Origin of the sequence: Streptococcus sp. oral taxon 058 str. F0407, assembly GCF_000235485.1 — a bacterium.
Taxonomy (GTDB): domain Bacteria; phylum Bacillota; class Bacilli; order Lactobacillales; family Streptococcaceae; genus Streptococcus.
On sequence record NZ_JH378889.1, the window covers coordinates 137,860 to 159,164 of the forward strand.

Consider the following 21,305-nt stretch of genomic DNA (forward strand, 5'->3'; position numbering starts at 1 on the left):
CATATAATGGCAAAAAAAATTTTTTTCTGTTAAGATAGTACAGTATTCTATTTTGGAGGAAATGACATGAAAAAAATCGTCAAATATTCATCTCTTGCTGCCCTAGGGCTTGTTGCCGCAGGTGTACTAGCAGCTTGCTCAGGTGGAGATAAGAAAGATACTGCATCGAGTGAAGCAGCAACATCTGGTAAGAAAGAAATTATCGTTGCAACCAATGCTTCACCAAAACCATTCAACTACGAAGAAAATGGTGAGTTGACTGGTTACGAGATTGAAGTGGTTCGTGCCATCTTTAAAGACTCTGACAAGTATGATGTCAAGTTTGAAAAGACAGAGTGGTCAGGGATTTTCCCAGGACTTGATAGCGACCGTTATCAAATGGCTGTGAACAATTTTAGTTATACTAAAGAACGTGCAGAAAAATATCTTTACGCAGCACCGACTGCTAAAAACCCTAACGTTCTTGTTGTGAAAAAAGATGATAACAGTATTAAGTCACTTGATGATATTGGTGGAAAGTCTACTGAAGTCGTTCAAGGAACAACCTCAGCAAAACAATTGGAAGAATATAACAAACAACACGCAGATAATCCAACTATCCTTAACTATACTAAGGCAGATTTCCAACAAATCATGTCTCGTTTGAGTGATGGACAATTTGACTACAAGATTTTTGACAAAATCGGTGTAGAGACAGTTATCAAAAACCAAGGTTTGGATAATTTGAAAGTCATCGAACTTCCAAGCGACCAACAACCTTACGTATACCCACTTCTTGCAAAAGGTCAAGATGAGTTGAAGGAATTTGTGGATAAACGCATCCAAGAACTATACAAAGACGGAACTCTTGAAAAATTATCTCAACAGTTCTTTGGTGGTTCTTACCTACCAGCAGAAGCTGATATTAAATAAGTTTGTAAATCATCCATTCTCTCGTAGGTGGATGATTTTGCAACTTCTAGACTTATAGTTTCAAACTATATGTCTGCCTATCTAATAACAATTTGCGAAATCAAATAAAGTATGAGATACTATTACGGTATTATTTTTAAAGGAGAAAGAATCATGAAAATTAAAAAATGGTTAGGCGTAGCAGCTATTGCTACAGTAGCAGGCCTTACACTTGCAGCTTGCGGAAATTCAGACAAGAAAGCAGACAATACAACTACAGTTAAAATTGCGACTGTTAACCGTAGTGGCTCAGAAGAAGCACGTTGGGACAAAGTCCAAGAATTAGTTGAAAAAGACGGCATTAAATTGGAATTCACAGAGTTTACAGATTACTCACAACCAAACAAGGCAACTGCTGATGGTGAAGTAGACTTGAACGCTTTCCAACACTATAACTTCTTGAACAACTGGAACAAAGAAAACGGAAAAGATCTTGTAGCGATTGCAGAGACTTATATCTCACCAATCCGCCTTTACTCAGGTAAAAATGGAGAAGAAAACAAGTACACTAAAGTGGAAGAAATCCCAGATAACGGTGAAATCGCAGTACCAAACGATGCTACTAACGAAAGCCGTGCTCTTTACCTTCTTCAATCAGCTGGTTTGATCAAGTTGGATGTTTCAGGAACTGAACTTGCTACAATCGCAAACATCAAAGAAAATCCAAAGAACTTGAAGATTACTGAATTGGATGCTACTCAAACAGCTCGTTCATTGTCATCAGTTGACGCTGCCGTTGTAAACAATACCTTCGTTACAGAAGCAAAATTGGACTACAAGAAAGCACTCTTCAAAGAACAAGCTGATGAAAACTCAAAACAATGGTACAACATCATTGTTGCGAAAAAAGATTGGGAATCATCACCTAAGGCTGATGCCATCAAGAAAATTATCGCAGCTTACCACACTGATGAAGTGAAAAAAGTTATCGAAGAAACATCAGACGGTTTGGACCAACCAGTTTGGTAATAAGACACAGGGAGGTGGGAGAGAGTTTCCACCTCTTGCTTTTATCTAGATTGTTGGTTTTGAAGAAGATGATCTTGTAGTCCGTCCATAGACACAAGTCCTCAGTAGAAAGTGAGAGAAAAATGGTTTTTCCTAGCGAACAAGAACAGATTGAAAAATTTGAAAAGGATCATGTAGCCCAGCATTATTTTGAAGTTTTGCGTACCTTGATTTCCAAGAAATCAGTCTTTGCCCAGCAGGTCGGGCTCAAGGAAGTCGCAAACTATCTAGGTGAGATTTTCAAGCGTGTGGGAGCTGAAGTTGAGATTGATGAGAGCTACACGGCGCCTTTTGTCATGGCGCATTTCAAGAGTTCGCGTCCAGATGCTAAGACCTTGATTTTCTATAACCACTATGACACCGTACCAGCGGACGGAGATCAGATTTGGACAGAGGATCCCTTTACACTTTCTGTGCGAAATGGCTTTATGTATGGGCGTGGAGTTGACGACGACAAGGGCCATATCACAGCTCGTTTGAGTGCTCTGAGAAAGTATATGCAGCACCATGATGACCTGCCAGTCAATATCAGCTTTATCATGGAAGGGGCAGAGGAGTCTGCTTCTATGGATTTAGATAAGTATTTAGAGAAACACGCAGACAAACTTCGTGGAGCAGATTTGCTAGTCTGGGAGCAAGGGACTAAAAATGCCTTGGAGCAGTTAGAAATTTCTGGTGGAAACAAGGGAATCGTGACCTTTGATGCCAAGGTGAAAAGTGCGGATGTGGACATTCATTCGAGTTATGGTGGTGTCGTGGAATCAGCTCCGTGGTATCTCCTCCAGGCTTTAAGTAGCCTGCGTGCTGCAGATGGTCGTATCTTGGTCGAAGGCTTGTACGAGGATGTTCAAGAGCCGAATGAACGAGAACTAGCTTTGGTGGATACCTATGCACAAGGCAGTCCAGAGGAAATCAGTCGCATTTACGGCTTGGAATTGCCTCTCTTACAAGAGGAGCGTGCTGTCTTTCTCAAGCGTTTCTTTTTTGAGCCTGCACTCAATATCGAAGGGATTCAGTCAGGTTATCAAGGTCAGGGTGTTAAGACTATTTTGCCAGCAGAAGCGAGTGCCAAGCTAGAGGTTCGTCTGGTTCCTGGCTTAGAACCGCATGATGTTCTGGAAAAAATTCGGAAACAGCTAGACAAAAATGGTTTTGATAAGGTAGAATTATACTATACCTTGGGAGAGATGAGCTATCGAAGCGATATGAGTGCGCCAGCCATTCTCAATGTTATTGAACTGGCTAAGAAATTCTATCCACAGGGCGTTTCGGTCTTGCCGACAACGGCGGGGACAGGACCTATGCATACGGTCTTTGATGCCCTAGAGGTACCTATGGTAGCCTTTGGTCTAGGGAATGCCAATAGCCGAGACCACGGTGGAGATGAAAACGTGCGAATCGCCGATTACTACACCCATATTGAATTAGTAGAGGAGCTGATTAGAAGCTATGAGTAGAGATATTATCAAGTTAGATCAGATCGATGTGACTTTTCACCAAAAGAAGAGAATCATCACAGCGGTCAAGGACGTGACCATTCACATCCAAGAAGGGGATATCTACGGAATCGTTGGATATTCTGGAGCAGGGAAATCAACCCTTGTACGGGTGATTAACCTCTTGCAAAAACCATCTGCAGGTAAAATTACCATTGATAACGATGTGATTTTTGACGGCAAGGTGACCTTGACTGCAGAGCAGTTGCGTCGTAAGCGTCAAGATATCGGGATGATTTTCCAGCACTTTAACCTGATGAGCCAAAAGACAGCAGAGGAGAATGTAGCCTTTGCTCTTAAACACTCTGGACTCAGCAAGGAAGAAAAGAAAGCTAAAGTGGCTAAGTTGTTGGACTTGGTTGGCTTGGCGGACCGTGCTGAAAACTACCCTTCTCAACTTTCTGGAGGGCAAAAACAGCGTGTGGCCATTGCGCGTGCCTTGGCCAATGATCCAAAAATCTTGATTTCAGATGAGTCAACGTCTGCCCTAGACCCTAAGACAACCAAGCAAATTCTAGCCTTGTTGCAAGATTTGAACCAAAAATTAGGCTTGACGGTTGTCTTGATTACGCATGAAATGCAGATTGTCAAAGACATTGCCAACCGTGTGGCAGTTATGCAGGATGGCCGTTTGATTGAAGAGGGCAGTGTTCTTGAAATCTTCTCAGACCCTAAACAACCTTTGACACAGGACTTTATCTCAACAGCTACAGGTATTGATGAAGCCATGGTCAAGATTGAAAAGCAAGAAATCGTAGAGCATTTATCTGAGAACAGTATTTTAGTGCAGCTCAAGTATGCAGGGGCTTCGACTGACGAGCCACTTTTGAATGAATTGTACAAGCATTACCAAGTAACGGCTAATATCCTTTATGGAAATATCGAGATCCTCGACGGTACTCCTGTTGGAGAATTGGTTGTGGTCTTGTCGGGTGAAAAAGCAGCGCTAGCAGGTGCTCAAGAAGCCATCCGTCAAGCGGGTGTACAGTTAAAAGTATTGAAGGGAGGACAGTAAGATGACAGAGTTTATTCAAACATACTTACCAAATGTCTACAAGATGGGCTGGGCTGGTCAAGCAGGCTGGGGAACAGCCATCTACCTAACTCTTTATATGACGGTTCTTTCCTTCATCATTGGAGGGTTCTTGGGGCTAGTGGCAGGTCTCTTCCTTGTCTTGACAGCGCCAGGTGGTGTATTGGAAAATAAGGTTGTCTTCTGGATTTTAGACAAGATTACCTCTATTTTCCGTGCGGTACCCTTTATCATCCTCTTGGCGATCTTGTCTCCACTTTCTCATTTGATTGTTAAGACTAGTATCGGACCAAATGCAGCCCTTGTCCCCCTTTCTTTTGCAGTCTTTGCCTTCTTTGCCCGTCAGGTGCAGGTGGTCTTGGCTGAGCTAGATGGAGGCGTCATTGAGGCGGCCCAAGCAAGCGGAGCAACCTTCTGGGATATCGTGGGTGTTTACCTATCAGAAGGTCTTCCAGATTTGATCCGTGTGACGACTGTGACCTTGATTTCCCTTGTTGGGGAAACAGCTATGGCTGGTGCGGTCGGAGCTGGTGGTATCGGTAATGTAGCCATCGCTTATGGATTTAACCGTTTCAATCATGATGTGACAGTTCTAGCAACCATTATTATCATCTTGATTATTTTCACGATCCAGTTTCTAGGAGATTTTTTGACCAAAAAATTGAGTCATAAATAAATGGAAGGAGTTCAAAGGGACTCCTTTTTCCTTTCTTACCGAAATGCAAGAAGGATAGAGCTTCTTTTTGGAAATATGCTATAATAAATAAAGGTCCCTCAATTAGCAAACCATAAAATTTGCTGTAGAAGGGATGATAATGTAAAGGAGTTCGGTTGGTATGAATTATTTCGAGGGGAATGAGTTTTTCCTTCTCTTATTTGTAGTGTTACTGATTGGTTTTGTGGTAAACTTTTTTGAAAAACGTAAGGACTACTATATTTTGGCGCTCTCCCTCTTATTTGCAGGAGCTATTTATGGCAAGAGTCGAGCGATGATAGTCTATTTGCTTGCCTTTATCGTTTACCAATATTTTCTGGTATTTCTAGCACAGAGGATAGAAGCAAAGCGACTGAAACCATTGGTTTTCCTTTCCATTCTTCCTTTGGTGATTAATAAAGTCTTTGCCCTGACTTCTCTGCATTTGTTGGCCTTTATTGGAATTTCTTACATGTCCTTTAAGACTATTCAGATCATGCTAGAAATATCGGATGGCTTGATCAAAGAAAAAATTGGTGTAAAAGATTACTTACAGTTTTTGCTCTTTTTCCCAACGGTTAGTGCTGGTCCGATTGATCGGAGTAGGAGATTTTTAAAAGAGATAAACGAGGTCATGCCTCGGAAAGACTATCTAGAGTTGGCAGGGGACGGTGTTTATCGTATCGTTTTAGGTCTACTTTATAAGGTTGTTTTGTCAACCTATGTTTACCAGATGTTGCTCGCTCTAAGCAATACTGGTACAGTCGTCTACTCAATCAAGTATATGTACCTCTATACCTTGTATCTGTTCTTCGACTTTGCAGGCTATAGTCTAATGGCCGTTGGAAGTAGCAACATTCTAGGTATTCAGACACCGATGAACTTTAACAAACCTTTCTTGAGTGTCGATATCAAGGATTTCTGGACCAGATGGCATATCACCTTGTCGACCTGGTTGAGAGATTTTGTGTTTTCAAGAGTATTGATGCAGGTTATCAGAAAAAAATGGTTTAAAAATAGACTACACAATGCAACCTATGCCTATATGGTCAATATGTTGGTCATGGGTTTTTGGCATGGTCTTAGTGTTAGTTACATTGTCTATGGTTTTTATCATGGTGTCTTGATGGCTGGATTTGAAGTGTATCAAAAGAAAAGCAATTTTTATAAGAAAAATAAAAATAAAAACTGGTATAAGCTACTAAGTTGGTTTGTGACCATGAATTTGGTTATGATTGGTTTCTTTATCTTTTCAGGTGAACCCTATAAAATCTTACTGACGATTTTAAAGAGCTAAGAGATTGAAAAGAAATCGGCTAGATTGAAGGGATAGGATAAAACGAAATGATTAAATTAAAAGCATTTTTACTATCGCTTGTGCTCGTAATTGCGACGCTTGCCCTTTTAAATGTGACGTATGTCAAGAAGATTGAGGATTATTATAAAGTCAAGGATAACAGTATTCGTTATAGCACCTCGTATGAAAAGTATAAAAGTAGAGATATTCTAACAAGCAATATCACCCCCAATACACTGGTTCTAATGGGTTCTTCAGAGTTGGTTGCAACAATAAATGAAGACTATCATCCAAATAAAATTTTTAATTACAACGATTTTAATATCATGCAGATTGGGACCAGTTATTCTCAAAACATCATTCAGGCTACGACCTTGGGCTCTATTGAAGGATCTATGAGTAAGCGAAAAGTAGTTATAGTAGAGTCGGTTCAGTGGTTTGAAAAAGATGGGACCCATCAAGATGCCTTTTTGAACAAGGCTTCTCAGGAACATATTTTCCACATGCTAGATAATGACAAGATTAGTAAAGAAACGAAAGAAAAACTAATCAATCGCATTATCGAGATTACCAAGGGGAATAAGCAACAAAATGATATCTACAAAAAATATAAAAGTTATTTCATAGATGGAAAAGGAACTATTGTTGACAAAAAACTATTAGAATTCGATAAGGCGATGTATTCCTTTAAGCTCAAACAGACTTTTTATCAAAAACATGCCAAATCAGATTATCCTTCACTAGGAGATAAAACCCCAGACTACGATTGGGAGAAAATGACAAATCAGTTTGTAGAAGAGGTCAAAAAGAAAACAGACAATAATGATTATGCTGTTGATAATAACTACTACAATACCTACCTAAAAGATCGCTATGCATCACTGAAGGATTCTAATAAAGATTTGAGCTACCTAGAGTCGCCAGAGTATTCAGATATGGAACTCTTCTTGACAGTTGCCAAAGAATTGGGCATTGAAGTTGAGGTCATTATTTTCCCAGTAAACGGGAAATGGAATGACTACACGGGTGTCTCAAGAGAGGTGCGGGAGAAAACTTATAAAAAAATAGAAGATGTTGCAAAAGGCCATGGTGCAACGGTACTAAACTATGGAAACAGAGAGTATGATGATTACTTTTTATTTGACGTGATGCACGTTGGAGTGAAAGGATGGATGGAAGTTGAAAAAGAACTTTACAAATTTGCAAACCAAGCTAACTAACACACATCGTTTAATCTTGTGGACACTATTTTTCTATACGGTTATCTTAAGTATCGTGATTTACTGTTTTGTGACCGATTTTTCGAACATCCAAGAATTTATCTATAGTGAATTCTAAGATTGTATACAAAAAGGCCCTGGAGCTAGGTGTTACTAGTCTTCAGGGCTTTTACCTTACATTTTATCAGCGATTTTTTGACTTAGAAACTGCCCAAGCAGAGCCCCCATTACAGCACCAAGGAGAATGCTTGCTACAAAGAGAAAAATTTTGTCTAGCTCTGGAGCGACCATGATACGGTCAATGTATTCTTGGGATTTCCCACGAGTGAGGAGAGTTGCCGCGTAGGATTCTGGACTAATCCACATGAGGAGGATGGGACCACTTGTGCTGAAAGCAAAAACGAGGAAGGAGAGAAGATTTTTAATCTTATCCTGATAGTGACCGAGGCGAGCAATAGCATCTGCTACAAGACCACAAGCGATAGCTGGTAGAAAGGCGCCGGCACCGTGTTTACTAGCTAGGAAAAATAGTGCCATAAAAAGGCTTAGAATCGTGATAGCGCCAAAACGAGGAACCTTTGCTAAAAGAAGCATGTAGACGCTCCCTCCAACAAGGGCAGAAAAGGCAGGCGCATAGAACATATTGCCCGTTGAGTCGACCAGGTGTCCAAGCAATACTCCAATCCCTAGACAGAGGAAGTAGAGGACGACGGCTAAGAGGGTAGTTAAGATATTTTTCTTCATGAGAATCTCCTTATATAAATCTGTCAAAATCAATTGTAGCACGCTTTTAGAGGATTGTAAATGGGTGCTCTATATTTTTGAAAACGTTTGAAATATGATATAATAGTTACATAGTTGTTTTAAGGAGGATATTATGGGAAAGTTTCTAGAATTCGTCTTTAATCGTTTCTTTTTAGGAATGATTGCGACGGCTTTTTTCTGGTTATTGACACTAGCAGGAGGTGTGGTCTTTGGTTTGGCACCAGCTAGTGCAACCCTTATGAGTTTATATGCGGAGCACGGTTATACTTACCGAGCTTATAGTTTGAAAGAAGCTTGGGAATTGTATAAGAGTAACTTTGTCAAGAGCAATCTCGCTTTCTATAGTTTTGTACTTGTAGATCTAGTCTTAGTTTATGGTTTGTACCTTTTGGTTCAATTGCCCCATCAAACTATCTTCCATCTCTTGGCAACCTTCCTCAATATCCTTGTTGTTGCCTTTGTTTTTTTGGCTTATACCGTTTCATTGAAACTACAAGTTCACTATGAGCTCTCTTATCGAAATACCGTAAAACTCGCTCTCATCGGGATTTTTATGAATTTGCCGGCAATTGCCAAGGTTTTATTTGGTACGGTCATGCTTGTAGGAATTGGTTACTATATGCCTGCCCTCCTCTTTTTCGTAGGGATTGGTGTGTGGCATTTCTTTATCAGTGATATGTTGGAACCCGTATATGAAAGTATCCATGAAAAATTGGCGACAAAATAAAATGAAGCCGTTCTGGCTCCATTCGCTCTTGCGCATCTATACCTTGGTGATGATTGCCATCATTGCAAGTTTTGCGATCATGCTCTCCTATGCTGACTGGAGTTCCCGTGAAAAAGAAGCTCAACGAGTAGCTCAACGTGTGACGACTCGGACAGTGAGTGAGATTGAATATTACCATAGAGAGTCGACTCGGATTGCACAGGCTTTGGTTGAAAATCAGGCTCGCATTGAAGGGATTTATAAGTACTTTAGTCTCAGTACACCAGACTATTTTTATTGGCAATTAGAGCGTAAGGCTTCGCCCTATATCTCGGTATCCTTGTATGAAAATATCGATGATCTCTATGTTCGCAATGATTTTGTGACGGGTGTGGCAATTGTCCTTCAAGATTATAAAGAAGTCTTTGTTTCTACCAGAGGGAAACGAAGTGGAGAGAAAATTCCAGCAGAAAATTTCAAACCAGCTCCTAATAGTTTTGCCATTCCCGTTTCCGATCCTGTGTCTGACAAGGATTTAGGAGTCATCTATATCTCCCTTTCCCCAGATGTTCTCCATGATGCTATTGACAATACAAGGGGCCATATCCCGATGGCTGTAACAGTAACTTCGCCTTTTGATACGGAGATGTTTCAGATTGGGGAGACAGTATCTGCCGAGCGGGAGGACTGGCTTGTAGGAGTTACCTCCCATGGCTATCAAGTTCGTGTAGCCGTTCCTAAGGATTTTGTTCTTAAGGGAACTTTGACTAGTTCGGCTATCATTATTGGACTAAGCATTCTCTTTATCATTATCTTGTATATCACTCTGAGACAGACCTTTTCAAAATATCAAAAGCAGGTGGTGGACTTGGTCGAGTCTATTCAGGTTACTGCTCAAGGAGAAGAAGGGCTTCGCATCGATACTTCTGAGAAAGATCAGGAATTGCTCCTCATCTCAGAAACAACAAATGATATGTTAGACCGACTGGAAAAAAATATCCATGATATTTATCAGTTGGAACTGAGCCAAAAAGATGCGAATATGCGAGCCTTGCAAGCTCAAATCAATCCTCACTTCATGTATAATACCTTGGAGTTCTTGCGGATGTATGCGGTGATGGAAAGCCAAGATGAACTGGCGGATATTATCTATGAATTTAGCAGTTTACTACGCAATAATATCTCCGATGAGCGAGAAACGACGCTGAAGCAGGAGTTGGAATTTTGCCGAAAATACAGCTATCTCTGTATGGTGCGTTATCCAAAGTCAGTTGCCTATGGTTTTAAGATCGAGCCAGAATTAGAAAATATGAAGATTCCCAAGTTTACGCTCCAACCATTGGTAGAAAACTACTTTGCTCACGGTATTGATTACAGGCGAACAGACAATGTAATCAGTATCAAGGTTTTGAAGGGTGAAGGTTTTGTTGAAATCCTAGTGGTAGACAATGGTCGTGGAATGCCTGCTGAGAAACTAGCTAGTTTGCAAGAAAAACTAACTCAGAGAAGTTTTGAGCACGAGGCAAGCTATAGCGGAGAGCGACAATCAATTGGAATAATCAATGTACACGAACGCTTTGTCCTCTATTTTGGAGATCGCTACCAAATCAGTGTAGAGTCAGCTGAACAAGAAGGTGTTCGTTACCGTATTACTATTCAAAATGAATAGAAAGGAAGGGAAATGTATAAAGTTTTATTAGTAGACGATGAGTACATGGTGACAGAGGGGCTCAAGCGGTTAATCCCCTTTGAAAAATGGGATATGCAAGTCGTCGCAACAGCTAATCACGCAGATGATGCATTGGACTACGTCAAGGAAAATCCAGTTGATGTGATTATTTCGGATGTCAACATGCCAGATAAGACAGGGCTTGAGATGATCAAGGAGATGAAGGAGATTCTCCCAGATACCTATTATATCTTGCTGTCAGGCTATCAGGAGTTTGACTATGTCAAGAAAGCCATGAACCTCAGTGTCGTGGATTATCTGGTAAAGCCAGTGGATAAGGTGGAGTTGGGTCATTTATTAGAAAAAATTGCGAGCCAACTTCAGGAAAAGGTGGAGCAAAGCCAGACTCTCAGCCAAGAATTGGATGAAGAAGGCTTTGTCAACTTCTTAGCAGGTAAAGACAACTGGTGGATAGGCCTTTCCAAGGAAAAACAAGGGTCTTTCACTATTCCTTACTATGTTTTAGGTCAAGACTGGCAGATTTTTATCTCTGATCAACCACTAGATGGAATCGTAGTATCACCTTTTGGAGCGCCCTACCAACAATCCTTTGAAAAATGGAAGATCAACGCAGAAAAAGCCCTCTTTTACGGTTCTGTCAATCTAGAAAAATCCGAGAGTCTATTTGCCTATTACGAGCCGATTTATCGCGTGATTATCCAAGGAAATATCAATCAAATTATCGAAGAATTGACTCTGCTAGAGAAGGTTGTCTTAGAGAATACACCGCGTGTGGCTATCACCAAACAGCTTTTCACCCAGTTTGTCATGGATGTCTTCCATTTGTTTGAACACCTAAAAGCAGATGATATGACCGAGATTGTCAAAGCCATCCATGCCATTAACTCCTTTGAAGAATTGGTTGCCTACATCAAAGAGACCTTGATCAAGTTCTTTGGTCAGTACCGCATGAATGAAAATGTGGTCAGTGTTCTAGAGGTTATCGGCCGTGATTATCAAAAAGAGTTATCACTTAAGGATATCAGCAAGGATCTCTTTATTAACCCAGTCTACCTCGGTCAGCTGATCAAGCGAGAAACCAACTCGACCTTTGCGGAACTGCTCAACAAACAGCGGATCAAGGCGGCACAACAACTCTTGCTTTCAACCAATGATAGTATTGAAGATGTTTGCTATGCTGTTGGTTACAGTAATGTTGGATATTTCTACAAGGTTTTTCGTAAATTGTGCGGAAAATCACCAAAAGCTTACCGCAAACAAGTCGAAAGTTCCCTGTAAAACTTGTATTTACGTGCAAAAAATGCTATAATGTCCAAAATGCCTTAAGGAGGAAAATATGAAAAAGAAACCAATCTACCTATGGGTTTTATTAGTTCTGTCTGCATTGATTTCAGCTATGTCCCTGTTTGGCTTGTTGAGCCCGGTGCCTAGTAAAGAGGCTCTACGTGCTGGTCAAACTCAGGTTCAAGGTCTCAGCGCCCAGCAGTTGGAAGATACGATTAATTATCTGCATAAGACAGCTGAATTATCGCATTCGACTGTTAACATCGTTTTGATTATTTTATCTGCGATCTTGGTAGTTACCGGTATTGTTCTCTTGGTTCGTAATCATTTGCAATATGCAAATTATGCTTACATTGCTTATGTTTTACTTGCCATTATTGGTTCGATTTATACTTATATGGGTATGCAAGATGCTGTACAAGCCATCCGTGATGAAACTTTGAGACTAGGGACAGAAGTCCTTGGAAAGGGAACAACGATTTTATTTGTTGTTATCAATGTCCTCTTCCTTGCCATTGTCTTTTACAAGATGTGGCGTCAACAAAAAGATTTGTCTGAGGAAGTCGAAGCAGAGGAAGTTGCCTAAGTATTGACAAAAGAGAACTATCAAGTTACAATCTTGGTAGTTCTTTTAATATCCAAAAATAAAAATCGAGGTCAACATGAAAAAAATATCCTTAGTTTATATCAGTTTGAGCGGGAATACAGAGAGTTTTGTAACCCGACTTAAGGACTATCTCCTGTCTCAGCACGAAGGAATTGAGGTCCAAAAGATCCATATCAAGGATTTGGTCAAGGAAGGGAAAGATTTCTTTGAGATGGACCATCCTTATGTCGCCTTTTTACCAACCTATCTAGAAGGTGGAAATGGTGTCGATAACGGCGATGTTGAGATTTTAACAACTCCAGTGGGTGATTTTATCGCCTATGGGGACAATGCCAGTAAGTGTTTTGGGGTAGTGGGATCTGGTAATCGCAATTTTAACAATCAGTACTGCCTGACAGCCAAGCAGTACAGTCAGCGCTTTGGTTTCCCTGTTCTAGCAGATTTTGAAATGCGGGGGATGCTGGGAGATATTAAAAAGGTCGCAGCGATTATCGCGGACTTGTATGGATTGGAGACAGAAAAATAAAGTAGTACTGAAGAGCAGTTGGGCTTCCTCAACTGCTTTTTGAATGCAGAAAAAAGCACCCCAGACGAGGGTGCTGCTTTGTGAACTAACCTGCTTTTCCGATCGCAAGTGCATAGATAAAGAAGATGGCAAATCCAAAGAGGAAAATCAATCCTGCAATAGCGAGGAGTTTCAACCAAGAAGGAAGATTTTTATTTTCACCTGTGACCAAGACATAGTTCAAAAGGGCAAAGAACGGTGTTGTAAGGAAAGATCCAATCATGGCAAAGCGGAGCATGGTTGAAACTTGACCGGCAAAGAATTTGATGATGACGATACCGATGATAGCTGTAATGGTCATCCAGATTTTTAAGGATTTATTATCGTCCTCTTTTTGATTTGCCAAAAGTTGAAGGGATGCCTGATTGACACGTGAATAGCCATCGATGACAGTAATCACTGTCCCAAAGATACAGAGGAAAGCGATGAAAGTAATCAAATATCGAGACCATTCGCCAAGGACAGAAGCGTACATACCCACAAATTGCGAGATGTATTTGGCTGAAGCGGCTTCAACCGCTTGTCCTGTAGGATACTGAATGAGTGCTCCGAGAGCCACAAAGAATACGGCCAAGATGGCTGTTCCAATGTAACCAACGTTAAAGTCGAAAAGGGCGTCTTCGGTATTAAAGTCAACAGTTTTTTTCTTTTCGGCTGACCAAAGTGAGTTAATAGCTGAGATTTCAATAGGAGCAGGCATCCATCCTAGGAGGGAAACGATAAAGGGGAGGGCCGCCATTTGCCAAGGTGTCTTTTCGACAAAATCAGAGCTGTATTCTGGATGCTTAATTGCTGCAATAATAACCGCAAGAACAGTTGCAATAGTCAAGGCAGACATGATCCATTTTGCCATACCGTCCAATAGTTTGTAGCCACCAAAGAGCAGCATGGCCCAAATAACCGCAACAAGGATAAGGGACCATTGAGTGATGCTAAGACCAATCATTGGAAAGGCACTAGCGATGATAGCTGAACAAAGGATGGCAACACCGGCAGTATTGACTAAGGCAGAAAAGACATTGAGGATAAAGAAAATCCAGAGATAGAGTTTTCCTTTTTCGGCATAGCCCTCGACCAAGGTTTTGCCAGTATCGGCAGTATATTCGGCACCGAAACGGAAAAATGGATATTTGAAAACATTAGCCAAGATAACCAAGAGGAGTAGAGACCAACCATAAGAACCACCAGCTTGAGTAGAGGATACAATGTGAGAACCTCCAACGGCGGCAGAAGCCATTAGGATTCCTGGCCCCATTGCTTTCAGCTTGCTTGTCCAGGTAGACTGGTGTGATGAAGTAACTTGTGACATAAAAACCTCCCGTTTTTGAATTTTCAGAATAATCTGAATAGATAAGTTCTATTCTACAAGAAACTCAGAAAAAATGCAAGAAAATTTTGAAAAATTTAGAAAATTTCAGAAAAACAATATGAAAGATATGATTGTTACAGGAAAATGGCATTGATGGGAGTAAAAAATCCGAGAAAAAAACTTCTCGGATTCCCTTATTTTAATTGCTCAGTGATTTCCTTAGAAAGCAGGAGTCCCAAACGATAGCTTTTATTGATGTAGTCAATCACATCATTGATATTTTCCGTTGTTTGGATCCTTTCGCGTATGTCTGTTTTGAAAGCTTCGTCCCTCAGAAGCTGTTCCTGAAGGAGTTGTTGAAGTTTTTCCTTTTCGTATTTATTGATGAGAAAAAGAACGACAAGACTGATAAGAACTAAGATATAAGCATACTGGCTCATAAAATTTCTCCTGGTTTGATAAAAAAGTTGATGACATAAGAAAAGCGAAAGAAATTTTCGCTTTTCAACTAAGTGATTAGACTGGCAGAATAGGTATCTGACAGATAAAAACAGACGGTCTTGACCTTTAACTGAAAAGTCCATCCAGTTGAAATGAAGACTAGTAAAGCACCAAGCCAAAGCCTATATAAGACTTGGCGTTAGTTTTACTTAGATTGCTTTGCAATCAAGTGACTTAAAAGATTACGACATATCTTGAAACAAATCGATATTATTTGTTTCGAGGTATTAGTGAAGCGTTTAGGCAATTAGGAACTTTAGTTCCAATTGTTAGTACTGAATCACATCTTCTCTGGTGCTTCTACTCCAAGCAAACGAAGGGACTCTTTGAGAACAACAGCTGTTGCGTAGCTAAGGGCTAGGCGGCTGTCACGCTCTGGACTTTCATCCAAGATACGAGTGTGAGCATAGTATTTGTTGAAAGCTTGAGCCAAGCTGATTGCGTATTTAGCGATGAGCGACGGATCATAGTTAACAGATGCGCGTTTGATGACACGGGCAAAGTCTTGGAGAAGTTTGATAATTTCCCAGCTTTCAGCATCATTAAGGCTATAATTTGCTTGAGCATTTGGTTGGAAGTCTGCTTTTCTAAGTAGAGACTGAATACGCGCGTAAGCGTATTGGATGTATGGACCAGTCTCTCCTTCAAAGGAAACCATAGCTTCAAGGTCAAAGTCGTAACCATTTCTGCGGTCAGTCTTGAGGTCGTAGAATTTGACAGCTCCAACTCCAACAGCTTGAGCAATTTGATCCTTGTTTTCAAGGTCAGGATTTTTTGCTTCGATTTGTGCTTTGGCACGGCTGATAGCTTCCTGAAGGGTAGGTTCGAGCAGGATGATATTTCCCTTACGAGTAGAGAGCTTTTGACGATTTTTGGTTACAAGACCGAAGTCCACGTGAATCATATCATCGCTCCAGTCAAATCCCATTTTCTTCAAGACTGCTTTCAATTGTTTAAAGTGGTTGGATTGCTCTTGACCAACTGCGTAGACATTTTTAACAAAATTGTAAGTACGAGCACGGTAGATAGCTGTAGCAATATCACGTGTGATGTAGAGGGTTGCACCGTCAGATTTCTTAATCATAGCAGGTGGAAGTTCAACATCATCGAGGTTAACAATACTAGCTCCGCGTGATTCTTCTAGCAAACCTTTTTCTTCAAGGATTTGCACGGCTTCGTCCATCTTGTCATTATAGAAGGCCTCCCCGTTTAAGCTGTCAAATTCAACGCCAAGTAGTTTGTAGATGCGGTTGAACTCAACCAAACTTTCATCACGGAACCATTGCCAAAGTTGAGTTGCTTCTGGATCGCCATCTTCCAATTTTTTAAACCAGAGACGTCCTTCATCATCAAGAGCTGGGTCATTTTCGATTTCAGCATTGATGCGAACGTACAATTTTAACAATTCGTCAATCGGATTAGCTTCGACAGCTTCCTTACTTCCCCATTTTTTATAAGCAACCATGAGAAGACCAAACTGTTTCCCCCAGTCTCCAAGGTGGTTGATTTTAATAGTGTTGTAGCCCATTTTCTTAAAGATATTAGAAAGAGCATCTCCGATAACAGTTGAACGCAAGTGACCGACTGAGAAAGGTTTTGCGATGTTTGGACTTGATAGGTCAATCGTGATATTTTGCCCTTTGCCTTCCGTTTGTTGAGCGTAGTCAGATCCTTTTTCGATGATCTCTTTGATAACTGCTCCAGAAATGGCAGATTTATCAAGGAAGAAGTTCACGTAAGGACCAGTTGCAACAACTTTTTCAAAAGCTTGACTGTTGATTCTTTCAGCGATTTCAGCAGCAATCATTTGAGGGGCTTTGCGTTCGACTTTTGCAAGTGAGAAAGCGGGAAAAGCGATATCCCCCATGTCAGAGTTTTTTGGTTGTTCTAGTAAATTGAAAATAGCCTCTTGGTCCAGGCTATCGATGACGCTAGCTAATTCACTAGCAATCAGTTTTTTTGTACTCATAAGTAGGCTCCTTTTGGACTTTTATTCTATTCTATCATAAATTTAGTGAAAGAAGAAAGATTTTTTTGAATTATTCAGTTTTTCTGGTATAATTATATCTAAAAATAAACCCGAAATCGGTTATAAATATTCATGTAAGAGGTTGATATGAGAAAAAAAGAACGGCACCAGTTGATTAAAAAGATGATCACTGAGGAAAAACTAGCTACACAGAAAGATATCCAAGATCGTCTAGAGGTTCGAAATGTCTTTGTAACGCAAACGACCTTGTCTCGCGACTTGCGCGAGATCGGCCTGACCAAGGTTAAGAAAAATGGTATGGTCTACTATGTGTTAGCAAATGAGACAGAAAAGATTGATTTGGTAGAGTTTTTGTCGCATCATCTAGAAGGAGTTGCGAGAGCAGAGTTTACTTTGGTATTACACACCAAGCTTGGAGAAGCGGCTGTTTTGGCAAATATTGTTGATGAAAATAAGGACGAGTCAATTTTAGGGACGGTTGCTGGTGCCAATACCTTACTGGTTATTTGTCGAGACCAGCATGTTGCCAAGGTCATGGAAGAGCGTTTGCTGGATTTGATGAGGGATAGATAGGGTTTTGGGACTTGTTCCCAAGCCTTATTTTTGACAAGGAGAGAGCCAATATGACGACAGAAAAACTATCACCTGGTATGCAGCAGTATGTGGATATTAAAAAGCAATATCCAGATGCTTTTTTGCTGTTTCGAATGGGTGATTTTTATGAATTGTTTTATGAGGATGCGGTCAATGCGGCGCAGATTTTAGAGATTTCACTGACTAGTCGTAATAAAAATGCGGACAATCCCATTCCTATGGCGGGAGTTCCTTATCATTCTGCCCAACAGTACATTGATGTGTTGATTGAGCAGGGCTATAAGGTAGCCATTGCTGAGCAGATGGAAGATCCCAAACAAGCAGTTGGGGTTGTTAAACGAGAGGTTGTTCAGGTCATTACACCCGGGACAGTAGTCGATAGCACTAAGCCGGACAGTCAGAACAATTTCTTGGTTGCCCTAGACCGTGATGGCAGTCAGTTTGGCCTAGCTTATCTGGACCTAGTGACGGGTGATTTTTATGTGACAGGTCTTTTGGATTTCACGCTGGTTTGTGGAGAAATCCGTAATCTCAAGGCTCGAGAAGTGGTGCTGGGTTATGACTTGTCTGAGGCAGAAGAACAGATTCTCAGCCGCCAGATGAATCTTGTGCTCTCTTATGAAAAAGAAAGTTTTGAGGACATCCATTTACTGGATTCACGACTGGCAGCTGTGGAGCAAGCAGCAGCTAGTAAGCTCCTCCAGTATGTTCATCGGACCCAGATGCGGGAATTGAATCATCTTAAACCGGTAATTCGCTATGAAATCAAAGATTTCTTGCAGATGGATTATGCGACCAAGGCCAGTCTGGATTTGGTTGAGAATGCCCGTTCAGGCAAGAAGCAAGGCAGTCTTTTCTGGCTTTTGGATGAAACCAAAACGGCTATGGGTATGCGGCTCTTGCGTTCTTGGATTCATCGTCCTTTAATTGATAAGGAGCGAATTGTCCAACGTCAAGAGGTGGTGCAGGTCTTTCTTGACCACTTCTTTGAGCGTAGTGATTTGACAGACAGTCTCAAAGGTGTTTATGATATCGAACGTTTGGCTAGTCGGGTTTCTTTTGGAAAGACCAATCCCAAGGATCTCTTGCAGTTAGCTACTACCTTGTCTAGTGTGCCACGGATTCGTGCGATTTTAGAAGGCATGGAGCAACCTGCTTTGGCCTATCTCATCACACAGTTGGATGGAATCCCTGAGTTGGAGAGCTTGATTAGCGCAGCGATTGCTCCTGAAGCTCCTCATGTGATTACGGAAGGTGGCATTATCCGTACGGGATTTGATGAGACCTTAGACAAGTACCGTCGTGTGCTCAGAGAAGGGACTAGCTGGATTGCTGAGATTGAGGCTAAGGAGCGAGAAAACTCTGGCATCAGCACGCTCAAGATTGACTACAATAAAAAAGATGGCTACTATTTCCATGTGACCAATTCGCAACTGGGAAATGTTCCAGCCCACTTTTTCCGTAAGGCAACGCTGAAAAACTCAGAACGCTTCGGGACTGAGGAATTAGCTCGTATCGAGGGAGATATGTTGGAGGCGCGTGAGAAGTCAGCCAAACTAGAGTACGAAATCTTTATGCGTATCCGTGAGGAAGTCAGCAAGTACATCCAGCGTTTACAGGCTCTAGCCCAAGGAATTGCTACGGTTGATGTCTTGCAAAGTCTAGCAGTTGTGGCTGAAACCCAGCATTTAATCCGACCTGAGTTTGGAGAGAATTCACGAATTGATATTCAGAAAGGGCGTCATGCTGTCGTCGAAAAGGTCATGGGAGCGCAGACCTATATTCCAAACAGTATCCAGATGGCAGAAGACACCAGTATTCAACTGATTACAGGGCCAAACATGAGTGGGAAGTCTACCTATATGCGCCAGCTAGCTATGACGGCGGTTATGGCTCAGCTGGGTTCTTATGTTCCAGCTGAGAGCGCTCATTTACCGATTTTTGATGCTATCTTTACCCGTATCGGAGCAGCAGATGACTTGGTTTCAGGTCAATCAACCTTCATGGTAGAGATGATGGAGGCCAACAATGCCATTTCGCATGCGACCAAGGATTCCTTGATTCTCTTTGATGAATTGGGACGGGGAACTGCAACTTATGACGGGATGGCTCTTGCTCAGTCCATCATCGAATACATCCACGAGCATATCGGAGCCAAGACCCTCTTTGCCACCCACTACCATGAGTTGACTAGTCTGGAGTCTAGTTTACAACACTTGGTCAATGTCCACGTGGCAACCTTGGAGCAGGATGGACAGGTCACCTTCCTTCACAAGATTGAACCAGGACCAGCTGACAAATCCTACGGTATCCATGTTGCTAAGATTGCTGGCTTACCAGCCGAACTCTTAGCAAGAGCGGATAAGATTTTGGCTCAGTTAGAGAGTCAGGGGCAAGAAAGCCCAGCTCCGATGAGGCAAACAAGTGCCGTCACGGAACAGATTTCTCTCTTTGATACGCCTGAAGAACACCCTATCCTAGCAGAATTAGCTAAACTGGATGTTTACAACATGACACCTATACAGGCTATGAATGTCTTAGTCGAGTTCAAACAAAAGTTATAAAAATAATCCCACTCACAAATGTATGAGTGGGATTATTGCTGTCACTTTTTATGGGCCAAGAGTTGATTGATGTGGTCCACTTTTTTAGCCTCTCTTTTATAGAGGATAGTCCAGATGATGAGGTAGACAATCGCAAACTCGATAATGAGCTGGAGATAGAAGGCCCAGTGGAAGGGGAACCAACCTGCCAGAGTTGCTAATGGGATAAAGCCTACTAGCATGAGAGAAAAATGAGTAAGAGTCGCACGAAGCATGCTCCAGTCACGTCTGAATAATCGGTTGCCAAAATTGAAGAGAATACCGATAGCTGCCCAGATAAGTGTGCAGTAGAGCAAGACCAGGGCACCGTGAACCTGATGTTGGAACATCACTTGGCCGATTAGAGAATCGGAACTCAGTGGGGCGTAGGTACTTGGTGCATAAATGAGTGAAAAGATGATAGAGAGGATGAGGCCGATAAGAACACCAGCGGCTGCATCGTGAAAGATTTGTTTTTTCATAGTTCTAATTTCTCCTTGATGGTTTTTAGGTAACGGCGTGAAGAGTAGGTGAAGCTTTCATTTTTTAGAAAGATTTCTACCAGACCGTTGGGGGTTAGCTTGAGATGAGAGATCGAGTCGATATTGATGATTTCTGATTGGGAAATTTGGATAAAAGTGGTCGGCAGAATTTCAAGAACTTGATAGAGACGCAAATCAATGGTGTAGGTCTGAGATGCAGTTTCTGCTAGAACCTTCCGATTCTCGATATAGAAGCGTTGTATCTTACCAATCTTAACTAGATAGACCTGATCTTCAATCTTTCCTTTGATTGTTTCTTTTTGGTCAAGATTTTCTGCGAACTCAATGACTTTCTGGACTTTTTCGGTTGACTGAGGTGCTTGGACAATCAGCTTTTCTTCCTCGTAAGTCTCCTTAATCTGTAGTTCTACTTTCATAAATTTCCCTCCTTTTCAGTTATACAAGGTTGTGATCACTTCCTGTACACCTTTATTAAACACTATTTTACGACCCATGGCAAGAGCTTTTGTC

The 21,305-nt window shown here is 41.3% G+C and carries 20 protein-coding genes; 14 read left to right on the forward strand and 6 right to left on the reverse strand.

Annotated elements, in window-relative coordinates; genetic code table 11:
• Positions 1–66: 66 nt before the first annotated feature.
• From HMPREF9184_RS07770 to dltD, 7 genes are all read left to right on the forward strand, one after another.
• Positions 67–912, forward strand: a complete 846-nt coding sequence (locus HMPREF9184_RS07770) for an amino acid ABC transporter substrate-binding protein (RefSeq protein ID WP_000724964.1) — start codon at positions 67–69, stop codon at positions 910–912.
• A 153-nt stretch (positions 913–1,065) separates the two neighbouring features.
• Positions 1,066–1,920, forward strand: coding sequence for a MetQ/NlpA family ABC transporter substrate-binding protein (locus HMPREF9184_RS07775; RefSeq protein ID WP_000694518.1), 855 nt, complete (start codon positions 1,066–1,068; stop codon positions 1,918–1,920).
• 122 nt (positions 1,921–2,042) lie between these two features.
• Positions 2,043–3,416 carry a M20 family metallopeptidase gene (locus tag HMPREF9184_RS07780; RefSeq protein WP_000231773.1) on the forward strand — a complete coding sequence of 458 codons (1,374 nt, stop codon included), beginning with the start codon at positions 2,043–2,045 and terminating at the stop codon, positions 3,414–3,416.
• Positions 3,409–4,470 (forward strand): methionine ABC transporter ATP-binding protein, encoded by a 1,062-nt coding sequence (locus HMPREF9184_RS07785; protein WP_000085644.1) that lies wholly within the window; start codon positions 3,409–3,411, stop codon positions 4,468–4,470. Before HMPREF9184_RS07780 ends, HMPREF9184_RS07785 begins: the two co-directional genes overlap by 8 nt.
• Before the next feature lies 1 nt (position 4,471).
• Positions 4,472–5,164 carry a methionine ABC transporter permease gene (locus HMPREF9184_RS07790; protein ID WP_000134267.1) on the forward strand — a complete coding sequence of 231 codons (693 nt, stop codon included), beginning with the start codon at positions 4,472–4,474 and terminating at the stop codon, positions 5,162–5,164.
• 160 nt (positions 5,165–5,324) lie between these two features.
• Positions 5,325–6,479: a D-alanyl-lipoteichoic acid biosynthesis protein DltB gene (dltB, locus tag HMPREF9184_RS07795; protein ID WP_001105736.1), complete on the forward strand. Its 1,155-nt coding sequence runs from the start codon at positions 5,325–5,327 to the stop codon at positions 6,477–6,479.
• Between the two features lie 47 nt (positions 6,480–6,526).
• Positions 6,527–7,699 (forward strand): D-alanyl-lipoteichoic acid biosynthesis protein DltD, encoded by a 1,173-nt coding sequence (gene dltD / locus HMPREF9184_RS07800; RefSeq protein ID WP_000593515.1) that lies wholly within the window; start codon positions 6,527–6,529, stop codon positions 7,697–7,699.
• A gap of 174 nt (positions 7,700–7,873) precedes the next feature.
• Here dltD and HMPREF9184_RS07805 read toward each other — a convergent pair whose 3' ends face one another.
• On the reverse strand, positions 7,874–8,443 hold the full coding sequence (locus HMPREF9184_RS07805; RefSeq protein ID WP_000739516.1) for an MptD family putative ECF transporter S component: 570 nt from the start codon (positions 8,441–8,443) through the stop codon (positions 7,874–7,876).
• 133 nt (positions 8,444–8,576) lie between these two features.
• On the opposite strand from HMPREF9184_RS07805, the gene HMPREF9184_RS07810 reads away from it, so the two are divergent.
• The 5 genes from HMPREF9184_RS07810 to nrdI all read left to right on the forward strand — a co-directional run bounded on the left by HMPREF9184_RS07810 (position 8,577) and on the right by nrdI (position 13,277).
• Positions 8,577–9,191 (forward strand): YesL family protein, encoded by a 615-nt coding sequence (locus HMPREF9184_RS07810; RefSeq protein ID WP_000514454.1) that lies wholly within the window; start codon positions 8,577–8,579, stop codon positions 9,189–9,191.
• Entirely contained in the window at positions 9,169–10,839 is a 1,671-nt protein-coding gene (locus HMPREF9184_RS07815) for a sensor histidine kinase (RefSeq protein WP_000800548.1), read from the forward strand. The genes HMPREF9184_RS07810 and HMPREF9184_RS07815 overlap by 23 nt, the downstream gene beginning before the upstream one ends.
• Positions 10,840–10,851: 12 nt before the next feature.
• Positions 10,852–12,138: a response regulator transcription factor gene (locus tag HMPREF9184_RS07820; protein ID WP_000278908.1), complete on the forward strand. Its 1,287-nt coding sequence runs from the start codon at positions 10,852–10,854 to the stop codon at positions 12,136–12,138.
• A gap of 58 nt (positions 12,139–12,196) precedes the next feature.
• The gene (locus HMPREF9184_RS07825; protein WP_000729043.1) at positions 12,197–12,730 is read left to right on the forward strand and encodes an ABC transporter permease; all 534 of its coding nucleotides are present in this window, start codon (positions 12,197–12,199) and stop codon (positions 12,728–12,730) included.
• Positions 12,731–12,806: 76 nt separating this feature from the next.
• Complete coding sequence (nrdI, locus tag HMPREF9184_RS07830; RefSeq protein WP_000724235.1) at positions 12,807–13,277, forward strand: class Ib ribonucleoside-diphosphate reductase assembly flavoprotein NrdI; 471 nt, start codon at positions 12,807–12,809, stop codon at positions 13,275–13,277.
• Positions 13,278–13,362: 85 nt separating this feature from the next.
• Here nrdI and HMPREF9184_RS07835 read toward each other — a convergent pair whose 3' ends face one another.
• The 3 genes from HMPREF9184_RS07835 to argS all read right to left on the reverse strand — a co-directional run bounded on the left by HMPREF9184_RS07835 (position 13,363) and on the right by argS (position 17,095).
• Positions 13,363–14,625 (reverse strand): NRAMP family divalent metal transporter, encoded by a 1,263-nt coding sequence (locus tag HMPREF9184_RS07835; RefSeq protein ID WP_000084741.1) that lies wholly within the window; start codon positions 14,623–14,625, stop codon positions 13,363–13,365.
• Positions 14,626–14,819: 194 nt separating this feature from the next.
• Complete coding sequence (locus HMPREF9184_RS07840; RefSeq protein WP_000084855.1) at positions 14,820–15,065, reverse strand: hypothetical protein; 246 nt, start codon at positions 15,063–15,065, stop codon at positions 14,820–14,822.
• A gap of 341 nt (positions 15,066–15,406) precedes the next feature.
• The gene (gene argS / locus HMPREF9184_RS07845) at positions 15,407–17,095 is read right to left on the reverse strand and encodes an arginine--tRNA ligase (protein ID WP_000104867.1); all 1,689 of its coding nucleotides are present in this window, start codon (positions 17,093–17,095) and stop codon (positions 15,407–15,409) included.
• 147 nt (positions 17,096–17,242) lie between these two features.
• Here argS and argR point away from each other — a divergent pair, with 147 nt between their 5' ends.
• Both argR and mutS read left to right on the forward strand, forming a co-directional pair.
• Positions 17,243–17,689, forward strand: a complete 447-nt coding sequence (gene argR / locus HMPREF9184_RS07850; protein ID WP_001227368.1) for an arginine repressor — start codon at positions 17,243–17,245, stop codon at positions 17,687–17,689.
• 50 nt (positions 17,690–17,739) lie between these two features.
• A complete protein-coding gene (gene mutS / locus HMPREF9184_RS07855) occupies positions 17,740–20,274 on the forward strand; it encodes a DNA mismatch repair protein MutS (protein ID WP_000206071.1) in 2,535 nt (844 codons plus the stop codon).
• Between the two features lie 41 nt (positions 20,275–20,315).
• Here the strand turns inward: mutS and HMPREF9184_RS07860 are convergent, their stop codons facing one another.
• Together HMPREF9184_RS07860 and HMPREF9184_RS07865 are read right to left on the reverse strand one after the other, a co-directional pair.
• The gene (locus HMPREF9184_RS07860; RefSeq protein WP_000743964.1) at positions 20,316–20,774 is read right to left on the reverse strand and encodes a DUF3021 domain-containing protein; all 459 of its coding nucleotides are present in this window, start codon (positions 20,772–20,774) and stop codon (positions 20,316–20,318) included.
• Positions 20,771–21,211, reverse strand: coding sequence for a LytTR family DNA-binding domain-containing protein (locus tag HMPREF9184_RS07865; protein ID WP_000861942.1), 441 nt, complete (start codon positions 21,209–21,211; stop codon positions 20,771–20,773). The genes HMPREF9184_RS07860 and HMPREF9184_RS07865 overlap by 4 nt, the downstream gene beginning before the upstream one ends.
• Positions 21,212–21,305: the final 94 nt, after the last annotated feature.

Coding starts and splice junctions, on each gene's coding strand:
- HMPREF9184_RS07780 (WP_000231773.1), top strand. CDS start 2,043: ATGGTTTTTCCTAGCGAACAAGAACAGATTGAAAAATTTGAAAAGGAT.
- HMPREF9184_RS07865 (WP_000861942.1), bottom strand. CDS start 21,211: ATGAAAGTAGAACTACAGATTAAGGAGACTTACGAGGAAGAAAAGCTG.
- HMPREF9184_RS07805 (WP_000739516.1), bottom strand. CDS start 8,443: ATGAAGAAAAATATCTTAACTACCCTCTTAGCCGTCGTCCTCTACTTC.
- argR (WP_001227368.1), top strand. CDS start 17,243: ATGAGAAAAAAAGAACGGCACCAGTTGATTAAAAAGATGATCACTGAG.
- HMPREF9184_RS07825 (WP_000729043.1), top strand. CDS start 12,197: ATGAAAAAGAAACCAATCTACCTATGGGTTTTATTAGTTCTGTCTGCA.
- mutS (WP_000206071.1), top strand. CDS start 17,740: ATGACGACAGAAAAACTATCACCTGGTATGCAGCAGTATGTGGATATT.
- HMPREF9184_RS07860 (WP_000743964.1), bottom strand. CDS start 20,774: ATGAAAAAACAAATCTTTCACGATGCAGCCGCTGGTGTTCTTATCGGC.
- HMPREF9184_RS07775 (WP_000694518.1), top strand. CDS start 1,066: ATGAAAATTAAAAAATGGTTAGGCGTAGCAGCTATTGCTACAGTAGCA.
- HMPREF9184_RS07820 (WP_000278908.1), top strand. CDS start 10,852: ATGTATAAAGTTTTATTAGTAGACGATGAGTACATGGTGACAGAGGGG.
- dltB (WP_001105736.1), top strand. CDS start 5,325: ATGAATTATTTCGAGGGGAATGAGTTTTTCCTTCTCTTATTTGTAGTG.
- HMPREF9184_RS07785 (WP_000085644.1), top strand. CDS start 3,409: ATGAGTAGAGATATTATCAAGTTAGATCAGATCGATGTGACTTTTCAC.
- HMPREF9184_RS07840 (WP_000084855.1), bottom strand. CDS start 15,065: ATGAGCCAGTATGCTTATATCTTAGTTCTTATCAGTCTTGTCGTTCTT.
- HMPREF9184_RS07790 (WP_000134267.1), top strand. CDS start 4,472: ATGACAGAGTTTATTCAAACATACTTACCAAATGTCTACAAGATGGGC.
- HMPREF9184_RS07810 (WP_000514454.1), top strand. CDS start 8,577: ATGGGAAAGTTTCTAGAATTCGTCTTTAATCGTTTCTTTTTAGGAATG.
- HMPREF9184_RS07815 (WP_000800548.1), top strand. CDS start 9,169: ATGAAAAATTGGCGACAAAATAAAATGAAGCCGTTCTGGCTCCATTCG.
- dltD (WP_000593515.1), top strand. CDS start 6,527: ATGATTAAATTAAAAGCATTTTTACTATCGCTTGTGCTCGTAATTGCG.
- HMPREF9184_RS07835 (WP_000084741.1), bottom strand. CDS start 14,625: ATGTCACAAGTTACTTCATCACACCAGTCTACCTGGACAAGCAAGCTG.
- HMPREF9184_RS07770 (WP_000724964.1), top strand. CDS start 67: ATGAAAAAAATCGTCAAATATTCATCTCTTGCTGCCCTAGGGCTTGTT.
- argS (WP_000104867.1), bottom strand. CDS start 17,095: ATGAGTACAAAAAAACTGATTGCTAGTGAATTAGCTAGCGTCATCGAT.
- nrdI (WP_000724235.1), top strand. CDS start 12,807: ATGAAAAAAATATCCTTAGTTTATATCAGTTTGAGCGGGAATACAGAG.